Origin of the sequence: Curtobacterium sp. YC1, from assembly GCF_016267665.1 — a bacterium.
GTDB lineage: Bacteria > Actinomycetota > Actinomycetes > Actinomycetales > Microbacteriaceae > Curtobacterium.
On the sequence record NZ_CP066341.1, the window covers coordinates 974,771 to 990,250 of the forward strand.

Below are 15,480 nucleotides of genomic sequence, written 5' to 3' on the forward strand. Positions count from 1 at the left end.
TGCCGCTCGGGGGTGTGGGATCGGTCATCGGGGGTCCTTCCCGCCATCGGGGTCGTCCGTGCGGACCGGTTGCCCGAGGATGTTCCGCTTGGTCCGCCGGGGCTTGGTCGGCGCCGGCGTCGGCTGCGTCGGGACGGTGCGCAGGCCGTTGATCGAGGTGGCGTTCTCCCAGCCCTCGGGCATGATCATCGCCATCGCGGGGAGGGTGATGCCGAGCTCGTCCACCGCGCGCTTCAGGCGGATGCGGAGCTCCCGGCCGACCACGTCGAGTTCGGAGGCGCGGGTCTTCACGACCAGGCGGAAGACCATGCCGTCGTCGGAGATCGACTGCAGGCCCCAGATCTCCGGCTTCTCGACGATGCGCTGCCGCCAGCGGGGCTCCTGCGACATCGTGACGGCGGCGGCGAGCAGGGCGTCCTGCACCGCGTCGATGTCGGTGTCGTACGGCACCGTGATGTCGACGAGCACGCGCGACCAGCCCTGCGACAGGTTGCCGACCCGCAGGATCTGCCCGTTCGGCACGAACCACAGGATGCCGTTGACGTCGCGGATCTGCATCACGCGAAGGCCGACGTTCTCGACCACGCCCGTGGCCTGCCCGGTGTCGACGACGTCACCGACGCCGGCCTGGTCCTCGAGGATCATGAAGATCCCGGACAGCAGGTCCTTCACGATCGACTGGGCGCCGACGGCGAGACCGGCGGCGACGAGGGATGCACCGCCGACGATGCCGACCGCAGCGTTGGGCAGCACCTGCGGGATGATCACTGCGAGCGCGATGATGACGACGGCGACGGTCGCCAGGTTCTCGAGCACACTGCCGAGCGTCCGGGTTCGCTGGACGACGCGGGCCGTCTGCACCGGCGAGGCGACGAGCGCCTGGGTGTCGGCGGCGCCCTGACGCTTCTTGACGCCGTTGACGATCCGGTCGACGACCTGCTTGATCGTGCGGCGGAGGATCAGGCGGACGACGATGGCGACCAGGACGGTCACCACGATCACGATCGGGACACGCCACACCGTCACGAACTCGGTGAAGGAGTTCGAGACCCACTTGGATGCGTCGTCAGTCGAGGCAGCGAGGAGGATCATCCGGACGATCGTAGAGGGCGGGGCCTCGGCATCCCTGGAGGAACGCCAAGACCCCGCCGGATCACCACAGGGGTCAGGCGTCGGCGGCCTGCACCCGCAGCGCGCGCTCCGTGCCCGCCAGGCTCTCGGACACGATGCGGCGCAGCGCCGGCGTCTCCGGGTGCTCCTCGAGCCAGGCAGCGGCCGCGTCGCGGAGCTCGGCCGACGCGAGCGGCGCCGGGTAGAGGCCCGAGACGATGGTGTCGGCCATGTGGTAGCTGCGCTCGGCCCAGATGCGGGTGAGCACCTCGAAGTACTTCGGCACGAGGCCCTCGAGCACCACCGGGCTGTTCACGTGCTGGAACCCGACCGTGGTCTGCCGCACGATCGCGTTCGGCAGCTCGGACGAGTCGACGAGCGACGAGAACGCCGCCAGCTTGCCCTCAGCCGTGGGGATCGTCGCCCGGGCGCGGGCCGCGGCCTGCTCACCCGACGCCGTCTTGTCCGCGGCGAGCTCGGTGTCGATCTCGGCGGTGCCGGCGGCGCCCGCGAGCACGAGGCCCTCGAGCAGCTCCCAACGCAGGTCGGTGTCGATCTCGAGCCCCTGCAGCGTGACCGAACCGTCGCGCAGCCCCTGCAGGGTCGCGACGTGCTCGGGCGTCGAGGGGATCTGCGCGAAGAACTTCACGAACTGGAACTGCGCGTCCGAACCGGCTTCGGCCGAGGCGGCGAGCTGCCACAGCGTGTCCCCGACGGTGCGGACGGTGGCGTCCACTGCACCCGGCGCCACGTAGTTGCGTGCGGTGAGCAGCAGCTGCGACAGCGTGGTGCGGATCGTCGTCGACTCGGTCTCGGTCGCGATGTTGCCCAGCACGAGCCGGACGTAGTCGCTGGCCGGGGACTCGGCGTCGCGGGTGGCGTCCCACACGGAACCCCACACGATGGAGCGGGCGAGCGGGTTCGCGATGGACGCAAGGTGCTCGATCGCGGTGCGTCGCGAGTGCTCGTCGAGACGGATCTTGGCGTAGGCCAGGTCGTCGTCGTTCAGCAGCACGAGGTCGCCGCGCTGCACGCCGACGAGCTCGGGGACGTCCGTGCGGGCGCCGTCGACGTCGATCTCGACGCGGTGGACCCGCTCGAGCTTGCCGCCGGAGGACGCGGTGTCGGCACCGAACGGCGCGGACGCGTCGTCCTGGAAGGCGTAGACGCCGATCGCCAGACGGTGCGGGCGCAGCGTCGGGTGGTCGGCCGGGGCCTCCTGCAGGACGGCGAACGACGTGATGACACCGGACTCGTCGGTCTCGATCTCGGGACGCAGCGTGTTGACGCCCGCGGTCTCGAGCCAGAGCTTCGACCACTCGGTCAGCTCACGGCCGCTCGTCGCCTCGAGCTCGACGAGCAGGTCGCGCAGCTCGGTGTTCGAGTGGTGGTGCTTCTTGAAGTAGGCGGAGACACCGGCGAAGAACGCGTCGATGCCGACCCACGCGACGAGCTGCTTGAGGACCGAGCCGCCCTTCGCGTAGGTGATGCCGTCGAAGTTGACCTGGACGTCCTCGAGGTCGTTGATCGTGGCGACGATCGGGTGCGTCGAGGGGAGCTGGTCCTGCCGGTAGGCCCAGGACTTCTCCATCGCCTGGAACGTGGTCCAGGCCTCGGTCCACTCGGTGGCCTCGGCCGTGGCGATGGTGGACGCCCACTCGGCGAAGGACTCGTTGAGCCACAGGTCGTTCCACCACTTCATGGTGACGAGGTCGCCGAACCACATGTGGGCGAGCTCGTGCAGGATCGTGACGACCCGGCGCTCCTTGATGGCGTCGGTGACCTTCGACCGGAACACGTAGGTCTCGGTGAAGGTGACGGCCCCGGCGTTCTCCATGGCGCCGGCGTTGAACTCCGGCACGAAGAGCTGGTCGTACTTCTCGAAGGGGTAGGGGACGTCGAACTTCTCCTCGAAGTACGCGAAGCCCTTCTTCGTGGTCTCGAACACGTACTCGGGGTCGAGGTACTCGGCGAGCGACCGGCGGGCGAAGACACCGAGCGGGATCGTGCGGCCGTCGCGGCTCGTCAGCTCGTCGCGCACGACCTCGTACGGGCCGGCGACGAGCGCGGTGATGTAGCTGGAGATGCGCGCGGTGGGCGGGAAGGCCCAGGTGGCGACGTCGCCGTCGACGTGCGGCTCCGGCGTGGGGGAGTTCGAGACGACCTGCCACCGCGACGGCGCCGTCACGGTGAAGGAGAACTCGGCCTTCAGGTCGGGCTGCTCGAACACCGCGAACATGCGGCGGGAGTCGGGGACCTCGAACTGCGAGTACAGGTACACCTCGTCGTCCACGGGGTCGACGAAGCGGTGCAGGCCTTCGCCGGTGTTCGTGTACAGCGCGTCGCTGACGACCACGAGCTCGTTCTGCTCCTGCAGGTCGTCGAGCTGGATGCGGACGCCGTCGTTCACGGCCGCGACGTCGAGCGCCGTGCCGTTCAGGGTGACCGCGTGCACGGTCTTCGTGATGGCGTCGATGAAGGTCGACGCACCGGCGGTGGCGGTGAAGCGCACGCGCGTGGTGCTGCCGAAGGTCTCCGCGCCGCGGGTCAGGTCGAGCTCGACATCGTACGTCTGCACGGCGACGACGGCCGCGCGCTCCTGGGCTTCGATTCGGGTGAGGTTCTCTCCGGGCACGCAACGCTCCATCTTCGCTGGGGACGCGGACGATCGATGTCCGCGTGCGGGGTCCCGGCACGGCGTCGTGCACCGGCGGGACGATGGGCTCCAGCCTAGCGACGCCGCGTACGCTCGCAGCGTGACCGAGACGACTGTGGACAACACGACCGAACCCTCCGCCGCACGCACCGCCGTGGAGTTCTGGTTCGACCCGAACTGCCCCTGGGCCTGGATGACGAGCCGCTGGGTCGGCGAGGTCGCCGAGCACCGGGACCTCGACGTCACGTGGAAGGTGATGAGCCTGTTCGTCCTCAACGAGGACCAGGACGTCCCGGACACGTACCGTGAGCGCCTCGACCGGGGCCAGGTGTACCCGCGGATCGTGACGGCGGCGCGGCTCCGCCTGGGCCAGCAGATCGTGAAGCCCCTGTACGACGCGCTCGGCGAGCACGTCCACCACCGCCAGGAGTCCGACCCCGAGCAGGTCGTCCCCGCGGTGCTCGCGGAGCTCGGCCTCAACGCGGACCTGCTCGAGTACGCGTGGACGGACGAGGTCGACCAGGCCGTGCGCGAGAGCCACCGCGACGGCATCGAGCGCGTCGGGCAGGACGTCGGCACCCCCGTGATCGCCGTCGAGGGCACCGCGTTCTTCGGACCGGTCATCTCCCCGGCGCCCAAGGGGCAGCAGGCGCTCGACCTGTGGGACGGCGTCGTCGCGGTCGCGAAGGTCCCGGGCTTCTTCGAGCTGAAGCGCTCGCGCACGGTCGGCCCGATCTTCGACACCACCGACTGACGTCGGGTCCGCCTCGTTGCGCCCCGCCACGGGCGTCGCGCCCCGCAGCGTCGGGGCGCAACGCCCGTGACGGGGCGCAATCCCGCAGGCAGCACAGGCAGCACAGGCAGCACAGGCAGCACAGGCAGCGCGGGCAGCGCCGGCCGGGAGGCGCGGGTCGCGCCCGCCACCCGGCCCCCGTCAGGCGAGCGGCAGGCGCATGAGCGTCAGGTCGAGCCAGCGGTCGAACTTGCGTCCGACCTCGGGCAGGACGCCCACGACCGAGAACCCGAGCCGCTCGTGCAGCGCGATCGACCCCGCGTTCGTCGAGCAGATGCCCGCCATCATCACGTGCACCCCGTCGGCGCGGGCGTGCGCCACGAGCGCGTCCATGAGCGTGCGCGCGACGCCCTGCCCCCGGAACGCCGGGACGACGTACACGCTGTGCTCGACCGTGTGCCGGTACCCCGGGTGCGGCCGGAACGCGCTGTAGGTGACGTAGCCGGCGACTTGGCCGCCGACCTCGGCCACGAGCACCGGCAGCCCCGCCGCCCGACGCTCGGCGAGCCAGCCGTCGAACCACGCCCGCGGGTGCGGCTCGTCCTGCCAGATGGCGGTGGAGTGCAGCACGGCGTCGACGTGCAGGGCGTGGACCACGTCGAGGTCGTCGGGCGTGCAGTCGCGGATCACGACCCCCGTCGTCGCATATGCTGTCGTCATGTCTCACATCGTAGACGACGAGCGTGCACTCGGCGAGCGGCTGCAGCGGCTGCGCACCGAGCGGCGGTGGAGCCTGACCGAGCTCGCCGAGGAGTCCGGCGTCTCCCGCGCGATGATCAACCGCGTCGAGCGCGGGGTCTCCAGCCCGACCGCGACGATCCTCGGCCGACTGTCCGGCGCCTTCGGCCTGACCGTGTCCCAGCTCCTCGACGACGCCCTCGAGCACGAGGTGCCCAGGCTGACGGACCCCGACGAGGCGCGCGGGGTCCGACGCGGCGCGACCGCGGACTCCTGGACCGATCCCGACACCGGGTACCGCCGGCGTCCGGTCTCGAGCGCGGCGTTCCCCGCCGACGTCACCGAGGTGCGCCTCCCGGCCGGCCGCGAAGTGGCCTACCCGGCGTCTGCGTACGCGTTCCTGCGGCACTGCATCTGGGTGGTCGACGGCGTGCTCGAGGTCGTCGTCGGCGGGGAGCCGACGCGGCTCGCCGCAGGCGACCGGATCGAGCTGGGGGAGCCCGCCGACGTGGTCTACCGGAACCCGGGCGACGAGTCCGTCCGGTACCTGGTGGTGGTGGTCCGGGCCCCGGATCGGCGGGAATAGGATCGGTCCCATGCGCATCCACCTCGGAACGGACCACGCCGGCCTCGAGTTCACCAAGACCCTGGGCGACCACCTGACGGCAGCCGGGCACGAGGTGGTGGACCACGGTCCGACCGAGTACGACGCGCTCGACGACTACCCCTCGTTCTGCATCAACGCCGCGCACGCCGTGGTGCAGGACCAGCGTGCCGGCGTCCAGGCCCTCGGCGTCGTGTTCGGTGGCTCCGGCAACGGCGAGCAGATCGCCGCGAACAAGGTCGAGGGCATCCGCGCCGCCCTCGTGTGGAACGAGTCGACCGCCGTCCTCGCCCGTCAGCACAACGACGCGAACGTCATCTCCATCGGTGCCCGTCAGCACACCGAGGACGAGGCCATCCGGTTCGTCGACCTGTTCGTCGCCGAGCCGTTCTCGGGCGAGGAGCGCCACGCCCGCCGCATCGCCCAGCTCGCCGAGTACGAGCGGACGGGGCACATCGCCGGCAAGCAGATCGACGGCTCGACCGAGTAGACAGGTCCGCATGCCCGAGGGTCACTCCGTCCACCGCATCGCCAACCAGTTCACCCGGCACTTCGTCGGCAAGCGCTGCGAGGTGTCGAGCCCGCAGGGCCGCTTCGCTGCGGGCGCCGAGCAGCTCGACGGCAGGACGCTCATCGCCGCGCGCGCCGTGGCCAAGCAGATGTTCCTGGAGTTCGAGGGCGACCTGTTCCTGCGCGTCCACCTCGGGCTCTACGGGGCCTGGGACTTCGCGGGCATGATCTCCACCGCCCAGGCGCTGTCCGAGGACGGCGACGGCGAGGAGTCCCTGTCATCGATCGGTGCGCCGCGACTGGCCCGGTACCGGATGGCCGAGCAGGAGAAGGTGGAGGACCCGATCGAGTCCTTCCCGCCTGACCCCGTCGGCCAGGTGCGCGTCCGGATCCTCACCGAGGACACCGTCGCCGACCTCCGCGGCCCCACCGCGTGCGTCGTCGAGACCCCGGCCGAGGTGCAGCGTGCACTCGACAAGCTCGGCCCCGACCCGATGAACGACGACGGGCCCGAAGCCGAGCGGACCTTCGTCGAGAACGTCCGGAAGCGCAACGTCGCCATCGGCCAGCTGCTGATGGACCAGTCCGTCGTGGCCGGCATCGGCAACATCTACCGTGCCGAGCTGCTGTTCCGGCAGCGCATCGACCCGTACAAGCCGGGCAAGAAGATCACCGTGAAGCAGGCGAAGGCGCTGTGGGCCGACTGGTCGAAGCTGCTGCACGACGGCGTCCGCGACGGCCTGATGCTGACCATGGACGACCTGTCCGATGCCGACCACGAGAAGGCGGTGCGCTCGCGGAAGGACCGCCACTGGGTGTACCACCGCCAGGGCGAGCCCTGCCGGGTCTGCGGCACCGAGATCCGGATGGCGGACATGGCCGGCCGCAAGCTCTACTGGTGCCCGAAGGACCAGAAGTAGCTACAGCTCGCGGTGTGTGAACCGCCCCGCGACCGCGGTGGCGAGCACGCGCATCGACCGCAGGGCCGACGACGGGGCGTCGGCGGCCAGCGGGTCCGACTCGACGAGCACCAGGTCCGCGACGTCGCCGACCGCCACCGACGTCCGACCCCCGACCGTCGACCCCGTCCACGCGGTCAGCGCCGAGAGCCGCTCCTCCGGGTGCCACGGCTCCCGGCCGTCGCGGTCCCGACCGACGGCCGCCGCCATCGACACCCACGGGTCCAGCGGCGCGACCGGGGCGTCCGACCCGAGCAGCACGCGGGCGCCGGCCCGGGAGAGCGACGCGAAGGCGAAGGCCCGGTCGGTGTGGCCCGCCCAGTGCCGATCGGCGATGTCGCGGTCGTCCATGGCGTGCTCGGGCTGCACCGACGCGGCGACCCCGAGCCGGGCGAACCGCTCGACGTCGCTGTCGACGAGCAGCTGCGCGTGCTCGATGGTCCCGCGGGTGCCGACGGCCTCGAAGACGTCGAGGGCGTTGGTGTTCGCGCGGTCCCCGATGGCGTGGATCGCGGGGACGAGCCCGGCGGCGACGGCACGCCGGACCACCGCGACGAGGTCCTCGAACGGGTAGGCGAGCACGCCGGAGTCGTCGGTCATCGCGGCGGTCCGGGTGCCGAGCGAGCCGTCGGTGATCACCTTGAACGGACCCATCGTGAGCAGCCCCCGCGTGCCCGCGACGACGTCCCCGGTGCGCAGCCCGCGCGCGATCACGTCGTCGAGGTCGTCCGGGTAGACCCCGGAGGCCACCCGGATCGCATCGGTGCCGGCGTGGATCCGCCGACGCCACCGGTCGAGTCCGAAGCGCATCTCCAGGTCGACGACGCCCGTCACCCCGCGGGCGGCGGCCGCCTCGGCGGCGTCGGCGACGGCGGCGTCGAGCACGGCGTCCGGCACCTGCGACAGCGCACCGGTCACGTCGAACGCGTCCTGCTCGCGCACCACGCCGTCCTCGCCCGTCTCGAGCGGCCGGCCGAGCACGACGCCGAAGTGGGCGAGCGCGAGCGCATTGCACCACACGGCGTGCAGGTCCGCGCTGATGACGACGACCGGGAGGCCCGGTGCGGCCTGGTCGAGCAGCTCGCGTCGCGCAGGGCGGGGCCACGTCCCGTCGCGGTAGCCGTGTCCGACGAGCAGGCGGTCCGCCACGTCGGCGCGCGCGGCCCGGGCGAGCAGGTCCGCGGTGGCCTCGGCGGAGTCGCAGCCGGTGACGTCGACGCGGCGCCGGACGAGCGCCCACTGGTCGAAGTGCGTGTGGTGGTCGACCAGGCCCGGACCGAGCCACGCGCCGGCGGTCTCGACGCCGTCGGCGTCGGGGCTCGTGGGATCGAGCGTGCCGGTCGGAGCGATCGCGGTCACGCGACCGTCGACGATGCGGACGTCGGCAGGGGCTCCGGAGGTGCCCACGCGCCGGACCGTGCGCAGCAGGATCTCCGTCATCTCGCCTCCGTACGGTCCGCACGCGCCGCGTGTGCCCGTGCCATCTCGTCGGCGAGCGCCGGCGAGGCGTACGGGCCGTCACCGCGCAGGCCGGCGATGATCTGCTCGACCACCTCGGGGGCCTTGTTCTGCGACAGCTTGGCGCGCGCGTCGAACCGGGTGACGCGGATCCGGATCCCGACGGTGCCCTTCGCGATCCGGCGAGCGGTGTCCTCGTCCACCTGCAGCGACACCGGCGACGGCATGCCCTGCTCGAAGTGGTCGACGAGTTCGCCGAGCACCCGGAAGTTCTCGTCGTCGGACAGGATCTCCGGCGTTCCCCACACGTGGGCGGTGACGTGGTTCCAGGTCGGCACGAACTGCTCCGGCGGGTACCAGGCGGGGGAGACGTAGCCGTGCGGGCCCTGGAAGACCACGAGGACCTCGTGCCGGCCGAGCTCGTGCGCGACCTCGTCGGGACGGCCGACGTGGGACACCAGGACGATCGTGTCGGGGTCGTCGTCGGGACCGGGCGCCTCGAGCAGCACCGGGTAGTGGGACGCGACGAGTCCCGCCGCCGTGTGCGACACGATCGTCGCCCACGGGTTCGCGGCGATGAGGCGTCGGACCTCGTCGACGTCGGTCATCAGGAAGTGCGGTGTGCGGCGCATGGTCCGAGCGTGGCACACATGGGAGGCTGGGCCCATGTCGAACCGCGCCGCGTACGAGACCGTCCTGCCCTACGTCCGCGAGTGGGTGTCGTACAAGGTGTGGCAGTTGCGGGTGCCGGGCGTGCAGGTGGCCGTCGGGTACGAGGGCGAGGTGCTGTTCGACGAGGCCTGGGGGTACGCCGACGTCGAGGCCGGGCGGCGCCTGACCACCACGGACCTGTTCCGGATCGCCTCGCACTCGAAGACCTTCACGGCGACGGCCCTGCTGCAGCTCGCCGAACGCGGTGCGCTGCGGCTCGACGACACCGTCGGCACCTACGTCCCGGCACTGGTCGACGGCGGGTCGCCGATCGCCGACGCGACGCTGCGGGAGCTCATGGAGATGGGCGCCGGCGTCCTGCGCGACGGGCACGACGGTGACCACTGGTCGCTGCTCCGACCGTTCCCCGACGAGCAGGAGCTCCTCGCGCTCGTGCTCGACCGCGGCCAGAAGGTCCCCGCCGGGTCGGCGTTCAACTACTCGAACCTCGGCTACGCCCTGCTCGGACTGGTCATCGCCGCGGTGTCGGGGAAGCCGTACAACGAGTACGTCCGCGAGTCGATCACCGAACCCCTGGGTCTGCGGAACACCGGCCCGGACTGGGAGCCGGCACGCGCCGACGAGTTCGTGGTCGGGTACACCGGGTTCCACGCCGCGCGACACCGGCGACGCATCGACCACGTCGACACCCGCGCGATGGCGGCGGCCACGGGCTTCCACGGCACGGCGTCCGACCTGGTCCGGTACTTCTCGCAGCACGTCATCGGACAGGGCACACTGCTCACCGACCACTCGAAGCGCCTGGCGCAGCGGAAGGCCTGGAGCGCCACCGACGACCCGGCCGGGCGTGGCTACGGTGCCGGCTTCATCGTCGACCGCATCGGCGACCGCGAGGTGCGCGGCCACTCCGGCGGCTTCCCCGGCCACATCACGCAGTCGGTGTTCGACCCGGAGTCCGGTCTGGTCGTCTCGGTGCTGACGAGTGCGGCCTCGGGGCCGGCCTCCCTCATCGCGACCGCGATCGTGCGCCTGCTCGACGCGGCCGCCGACGCCGACGCCCCGGGCACGCCGATCCCGGACGGCGTCGACCCCGCCACCTTCACCGGCCGGTTCGCCAACCCGTGGGGGGTGACCGACGTCGCCCGCATCGGTGCCCGGCTCGTCGAGGTCGACCCCTCCGCGCCGGACCCCCTCGACACGCCCACGCGGCTCGAGGTCGTCGACGCCGACACCCTGCGGATGACCGCCGGCAACCGGTTCGGGTCGATCGACGAGGACGTCACCTACGACCGCGCCGCCGACGGCACGGTCCGCTCGATCCGCGGTGGCGGCGGGATGACCTCGGAACCCTGGTCCGTTCCCGAGGAGGCACCGGAGACCGCCGCCGGGCTGCGCTGATCACGGTCGGCGCTGACCTCGGTCTGCGCTGGCGACAGCGGGTGGTCAGCGCACCTCGGCCGATGCCCAGAGCGCGCCGACGCCCCGACCGACCGGGCGCAGGAGCGGCACCGCGACGACCCGACCGAGGACCCGCTGCGCGCCCGCTCGTCGCGGGACGTGAGGACGCCGAAGGCCACGAGGGCGCCCTGCACGACGACGAGGAGCACGCCGACCGCCCACGCCGGGCCCACCCACATCACCGCGAATGCGAGCACGGACACCGCGAACGCGAGCGCCCGGCGATCCCGTGTCCGCCGGGCGGCGACGAGCACGACCACGCCGGCGATCCCGGCGAGCACCGCACTGGCCCGCACCACCCCGGACGGCGGTCCCCACGACAGGAAGCACAGGGTTCCCAGCGCGCCGCCCACCCCGGCCACCAGCGCCGCCACCACCGCGGCCGCCGACACCACCCGTACCCCGTGCTGCTCTGCACGCCCGCACTGTCCGCCCGGCGGTACCACCGGCGGAAGACGCCCCGGCCCGCTGTGGTGCCGGGTCCGCCAGCTGCTCCGGTCGGCGAGGAGTGGGGCCGTCGTGTCCGCGCGATGACGGTTCCGGTCTGCTCCGCCCGTGGATGGTGCACCAGGACCGTCAGCGCCGCGGCGATGCGGGGTCGCCCCGTTCGCCTCGCCCCGGTGACGCGACGACACGCCCGTCCGGCGACGCGTGCTCGTCCAGACGACGCGGTGGACTTGACTGCCGTTCGAACACACGTTCGAATACCGTCGTGGGACGGCGTCGCGAGAACCGGTGGCAGCCCCCGGAACACCCGGAGGTCGAGCGTCCGCGCGCGTACTCGCTCTCCGAGGACGCCCGCGGTGCCGACGTCTGCTACGCCGTGACCCCGAAGCCGGTGTGGGCCTGGATCCAGTTCCCGACCTTCCACGTCCGGGTGAAGGCCTTCGCCAAGAGCTGGACCCGCGATGCCGTGCTGGTCGAGTGGGCGCAGTTCGGGCAACAGGCCGAGGCGTGGGTCTGGCGTTCGGCCGTGAAGCACCGGACACTGCGCGCAGACAGCGCGATGCGGACTCCGCATGACGCACTGCGTTGACATCGGGCTCGAGCGCGAGGATGGTTTAGCGAGTACCGGGTCGGCAAGTAACTCACTGATCGAGGCATTCGATCCGAGTGCCGGTCACGGACGAGGAGGCACCATGAAGAACGCAGCGGTGCCGTCCTGGGTCGCCCACGTGCTCACCCCGCCGGAGGTCATCAGCGCCTACGTCGAGCGCCGGATCAACGATCCGGCGCTGCTGTCGGGGGAGCAGTCGGAACCCACGTACGCAGACTTCCTGCGCGACGAGTAGACGGTCTTCCTGGAGGCCCGGATCACGCACCGCTGTCGGCGGACGTGATCCGGGCCTCCGCTTCGTCTCACGCCACCGGTCCGTCGCGTCGGCGACGCGACGACAGCGTCACACCGACGCTCGCCGCCGTGACGCACGCCAGGGCGACCGTCTCGAGCACCGAGAGGCCCTCGGCGAGCACGAGCAGGCCGGCGAGGGCCGCGATCGCCGGGCCGAGGCTCTGCAGCACGCCGAACACGCGCGTGGGCATGCGGCGCAGGGCGAGCATCTCGAGCGCGTACGGCAGCACGCTGGACAGCACGGCCACGGCGCCGAAGACGACCAGGAGCGTCGGTTCCCGCAGGACGCCGTCGACCGCGGACGGCAGTCCGAACGGCAGCGCCACGAGCATCGCGACGACCATCGACACGACGAGCCCGTCGACGCCGGGGATCGCGGCGCCCACGCGCCGGTTCATCACGATGTAGCCGGCCCAGCACGCGGCGGCGAGCACGGCCCAGACCACCCCGTCGACCTCCGTGACGGCGGTCGGACCGATGCCGAGCAGCACGACACCGGCGAGCGCGAGCAGGGCCCACACCGCGTCGCGCCACCGTCGGGTGTGCACGAGCGACAGGGCGAGGGGTCCGAGGAACTCGATCGTCACGGCGATCCCGATCGGGATGCTCGCGAACGACAGGTAGATGAACACGTTCATGCCGCCCAGGGCGAGGCCGAGGCCGACGGCGCCGAGCCACTGGGCGCGCGTCCAGTGCCGCACACGCGGCCGCACCACCAGTGCGAGCACGACGGCGCCGATGACGAGCCGGAGCGTGGCGGCGCCGACTGCACCGACGTCGTCGAAGTGGGTCTTGGCGATCGCGGCGCCGACCTGGACGGACACCATCGCGGTCAGCGCCAGCAGGGGAGCGGGGACGCGGTTCACCCGCGGGCTCGGTTCATCCGAGGTAGGCGAGGACGGCGAGGACACGGCGGTGGTCCTCTCCGGTGTCCTCGAGCGCGAGCTTGCCGAAGATGCTGGAGACGTGCTTCTCGACGGCGCCGGTGCCGATCACCAGGGCGCGCGCGATCGCGGCGTTCGTGCGGCCCTCGGCCATCAACCCGAGCACGTCGCGCTCCCGCGGGGTGAGCGCCGCGAGGGGATCGCGGCGGCGGCTCATCAGCTGCGTCACGACCTCGGGATCGAGCACCGTGCCGCCCGCGGCGATGCGGCGAACGGCGTCGTCGATCTCCTCGAGCCGGGTGACGCGGTCCTTGAGCAGGTAGCCGATGCCGGTCGCTCCGGCGGCCAGGACGTCCTCGGCGTAGGTGGCCTCGACGTACTGGGACAGCAGGAGCACGCCGGTGCTCGGGGCGATCCGGCGGGTCTCGACGGCGGCGCGCACGCCCTCGTCGGTGAAGGTCGGGGGCATCCGGACGTCCATCACGACGACGTCGGGTGCACCGTCGGGCAGGGTCGCGAGGAACGACCGGGCGTCGGAGTACTGCCCGACCACGTCGATCCCGGCTTCGTCGAGCACGCGGGCCAGGCCCTCGCGCAGCAGGACGGCGTCGTCGACGACGACGGCCCGGATGCGTGCTGCATCCGGGCCGTCGCTCATGCCGACCAGCCTAGTGGGAGCGGGGTGCTCCCGCGGGGTCACCGCTGGGTCGTCGCCATCGGGACCCCGTGCAGCGCGCCGAGGGGGATCCGTGCCGTCGCCTCGGTCGGGCCGCCCTCGGGGCTCGACACGACGAGGTCGCCGTCGAGGGCTCGGACGCGGCCCATCAGCCCCTCGATGCCGTGGCCCTGCGACGGTCGCGCGCCGCCTCGGCCGTCGTCGGTGACGCTGACGGTCAGGTACCAGAGGCCCGAGGCGTCCACCACGAGGCCGAGGTACACGCCGGCCGTCGAGGCACCGGAGTGCTTCATCGTGTTCGTCAGCAGCTCGCTCACCGTGAAGTAGACGTTGCGCTGGATCTCGGAGGCCAGCTCGAGGCCCTCCGGCAGGCGCACGTCGAGTCCGACGGGGATCGGGCTGCGGGCGACCAGGGCCTCGAGCGCGGCGACGAGCCCGCGGTCGAGCAGGATCGGCGGGGCGAACCCGCGGGACAGCGCCCGCAGCTCGTCGAGGGCGTCCTGCGCGTGCTCGGAGGCCTCGCCGATGAGCTGCTTCGCCTTCTGCGGGTCACGGTCGAGGGCGCGCTCGGCAGCGGACAGGTCCATGCGGAGGCGCACCAGGCGCTGCTGCGGGCCGTCGTGCAGGTCGCGCTCGATCTGGCGGAGCGCCTGCCCCTCGGCGGTGACGGCACCGGCGCGGGATGCCTGGAGGCCGGCGACGCGACGCTCGAGCACCTCGGCGCGGAACCCGCCGAGCAGCCCGAAGTCGATCCAGTAGTGGGCGAGGACGGAGCCACGCGCCCAGAGCGGCAGCAGCACGACCGAGGCGGCCATCGACAGCAGGGCGAGGAACCCGACGCCGATCAAGGACCCGAGACCGTCCGGGACGTACCCGGCCGCGATGTTGCCCACGAAGTACAGGCCGCCCGCGACGATCGGCCAGGTGAAGCCGACGAGCAGCAGCGCGCCGGCGCCGACGGTCACGACCGCGGCGAGCGGGTAGACCACGGCGGCGTGGAGCAGGTACAGCCAGTAGTGCGGGTTCGCGACGGCGGACCCGGTGCGCGTCCACCAGTTCTGCTGCCAGCGGGGCGTCCAGTCGACCGGGCGGATCGGGCGCGGGTCGGCCCAGCTCATCCGGAGCTTCTCGAACTGCCCGAGCCACCGCGCCACGAACAGGGCGATGAAGAACATGAGCAGGACGAACGGGTTGAACAGGTCGCGGAACCCGCCGCCGAAGATCGCCGTCGGGAACGCGAAGTACAGCGTGCAGAGCAGCACGGCGGTGAGCGCCATGTAGCCGAAGTCCCGCGGCAGGCGCTTCCAGGCGTCGCGGTAGAACTGGCCGGCCGTCATGCCGGATCCGGTGCCCGAGCCGCCGCCGCCCGGTCCGGATCCGACGGGCGGGGTCGCGCTCCACGACGCCGGCGGGATCTGCTGGTCGCGCTGGTCGTGCTGCCGCGGGTACTGGGGCATCGGTTTGGTGGCTCCGTGGGGCGTGGTGTCGTCCAGCGGGACGGTGTTCGCCTGCTCGGCCGGGCTCGTGACGTCGTCCAGCGGGACGGTCGTGGCCTGGTCGGGCGAGGGCGTGGCGTCGTCCAGCGGGACGGTGCGCGCCTGGTCGAGGCGGTCGGTGTCGGTCATGCATCCAGCCTCGCGATCACGAGGCCGTCCGCCCATCCTGCCCTCT

At 72.1% G+C, this 15,480-nt stretch carries 15 protein-coding genes; 7 read left to right on the top strand and 8 right to left on the bottom strand.

Features of this window, described 5'->3' with window-relative positions:
• Window positions 1-24: 24 nt before the first annotated feature.
• Window positions 25-1,092 carry a mechanosensitive ion channel family protein gene (locus I8920_RS04725; RefSeq protein ID WP_198658011.1) on the bottom strand — a complete coding sequence of 356 codons (1,068 nt, stop codon included), beginning with the start codon at window positions 1,090-1,092 and terminating at the stop codon, window positions 25-27.
• Between the two features lie 73 nt (window positions 1,093-1,165).
• Window positions 1,166-3,745, bottom strand: coding sequence for an aminopeptidase N (pepN, locus tag I8920_RS04730; protein WP_198658012.1), 2,580 nt, complete (start codon window positions 3,743-3,745; stop codon window positions 1,166-1,168).
• A 121-nt stretch (window positions 3,746-3,866) separates the two neighbouring features.
• On the opposite strand from pepN, the gene I8920_RS04735 reads away from it, so the two are divergent.
• Window positions 3,867-4,520 (top strand): mycothiol-dependent nitroreductase Rv2466c family protein, encoded by a 654-nt coding sequence (locus I8920_RS04735; protein ID WP_269802238.1) that lies wholly within the window; start codon window positions 3,867-3,869, stop codon window positions 4,518-4,520.
• 180 nt (window positions 4,521-4,700) lie between these two features.
• On the opposite strand, the gene I8920_RS04740 is transcribed toward I8920_RS04735, so the two are convergent.
• A complete protein-coding gene (locus I8920_RS04740; protein WP_198658013.1) occupies window positions 4,701-5,219 on the bottom strand; it encodes a GNAT family N-acetyltransferase in 519 nt (172 codons plus the stop codon).
• Between I8920_RS04740 and I8920_RS04745 the strand changes: the two genes are divergently transcribed.
• The 3 genes from I8920_RS04745 to I8920_RS04755 are packed head-to-tail and all read left to right on the top strand — an operon-like array spanning window position 5,218 to window position 7,271.
• Window positions 5,218-5,823, top strand: coding sequence for a helix-turn-helix domain-containing protein (locus tag I8920_RS04745; RefSeq protein ID WP_198658014.1), 606 nt, complete (start codon window positions 5,218-5,220; stop codon window positions 5,821-5,823). The genes I8920_RS04740 and I8920_RS04745 overlap by 2 nt on opposite strands.
• Window positions 5,824-5,833: 10 nt before the next feature.
• The gene (locus tag I8920_RS04750; protein ID WP_198658015.1) at window positions 5,834-6,331 is read left to right on the top strand and encodes a ribose-5-phosphate isomerase; all 498 of its coding nucleotides are present in this window, start codon (window positions 5,834-5,836) and stop codon (window positions 6,329-6,331) included.
• Between the two features lie 10 nt (window positions 6,332-6,341).
• Window positions 6,342-7,271, top strand: a complete 930-nt coding sequence (locus tag I8920_RS04755) for an Fpg/Nei family DNA glycosylase (protein WP_198658016.1) — start codon at window positions 6,342-6,344, stop codon at window positions 7,269-7,271.
• Here I8920_RS04755 and I8920_RS04760 read toward each other — a convergent pair whose 3' ends face one another.
• Window positions 7,272-8,750, bottom strand: coding sequence for an amidohydrolase (locus I8920_RS04760; RefSeq protein ID WP_198658017.1), 1,479 nt, complete (start codon window positions 8,748-8,750; stop codon window positions 7,272-7,274).
• Window positions 8,747-9,400, bottom strand: a complete 654-nt coding sequence (locus I8920_RS04765; protein ID WP_198658018.1) for an FMN-binding negative transcriptional regulator — start codon at window positions 9,398-9,400, stop codon at window positions 8,747-8,749. The genes I8920_RS04760 and I8920_RS04765 overlap by 4 nt, the downstream gene beginning before the upstream one ends.
• Before the next feature lie 34 nt (window positions 9,401-9,434).
• On the opposite strand from I8920_RS04765, the gene I8920_RS04770 reads away from it, so the two are divergent.
• The 3 genes from I8920_RS04770 (at window position 9,435) to I8920_RS04780 (ending at window position 12,190) form a co-directional block, all read left to right on the top strand.
• Window positions 9,435-10,838, top strand: a complete 1,404-nt coding sequence (locus tag I8920_RS04770; protein ID WP_198658019.1) for a serine hydrolase domain-containing protein — start codon at window positions 9,435-9,437, stop codon at window positions 10,836-10,838.
• A 772-nt stretch (window positions 10,839-11,610) separates the two neighbouring features.
• Complete coding sequence (locus tag I8920_RS04775; RefSeq protein ID WP_198658020.1) at window positions 11,611-11,934, top strand: hypothetical protein; 324 nt, start codon at window positions 11,611-11,613, stop codon at window positions 11,932-11,934.
• 103 nt (window positions 11,935-12,037) lie between these two features.
• Window positions 12,038-12,190 (top strand): hypothetical protein, encoded by a 153-nt coding sequence (locus I8920_RS04780; protein WP_017886018.1) that lies wholly within the window; start codon window positions 12,038-12,040, stop codon window positions 12,188-12,190.
• A gap of 67 nt (window positions 12,191-12,257) precedes the next feature.
• On the opposite strand, the gene I8920_RS04785 is transcribed toward I8920_RS04780, so the two are convergent.
• Genes I8920_RS04785 through I8920_RS04795 form a run of 3 tightly spaced genes read right to left on the bottom strand, consistent with a single transcriptional unit; the run spans window position 12,258 to window position 15,434 of the window.
• Window positions 12,258-13,115: an EamA family transporter gene (locus tag I8920_RS04785; protein WP_198658021.1), complete on the bottom strand. Its 858-nt coding sequence runs from the start codon at window positions 13,113-13,115 to the stop codon at window positions 12,258-12,260.
• Between the two features lie 13 nt (window positions 13,116-13,128).
• Window positions 13,129-13,791: a response regulator transcription factor gene (locus I8920_RS04790; RefSeq protein ID WP_232832823.1), complete on the bottom strand. Its 663-nt coding sequence runs from the start codon at window positions 13,789-13,791 to the stop codon at window positions 13,129-13,131.
• 38 nt (window positions 13,792-13,829) lie between these two features.
• Complete coding sequence (locus I8920_RS04795; protein WP_198658022.1) at window positions 13,830-15,434, bottom strand: sensor histidine kinase; 1,605 nt, start codon at window positions 15,432-15,434, stop codon at window positions 13,830-13,832.
• Between the last annotated feature and the right edge of the window lie 46 nt (window positions 15,435-15,480).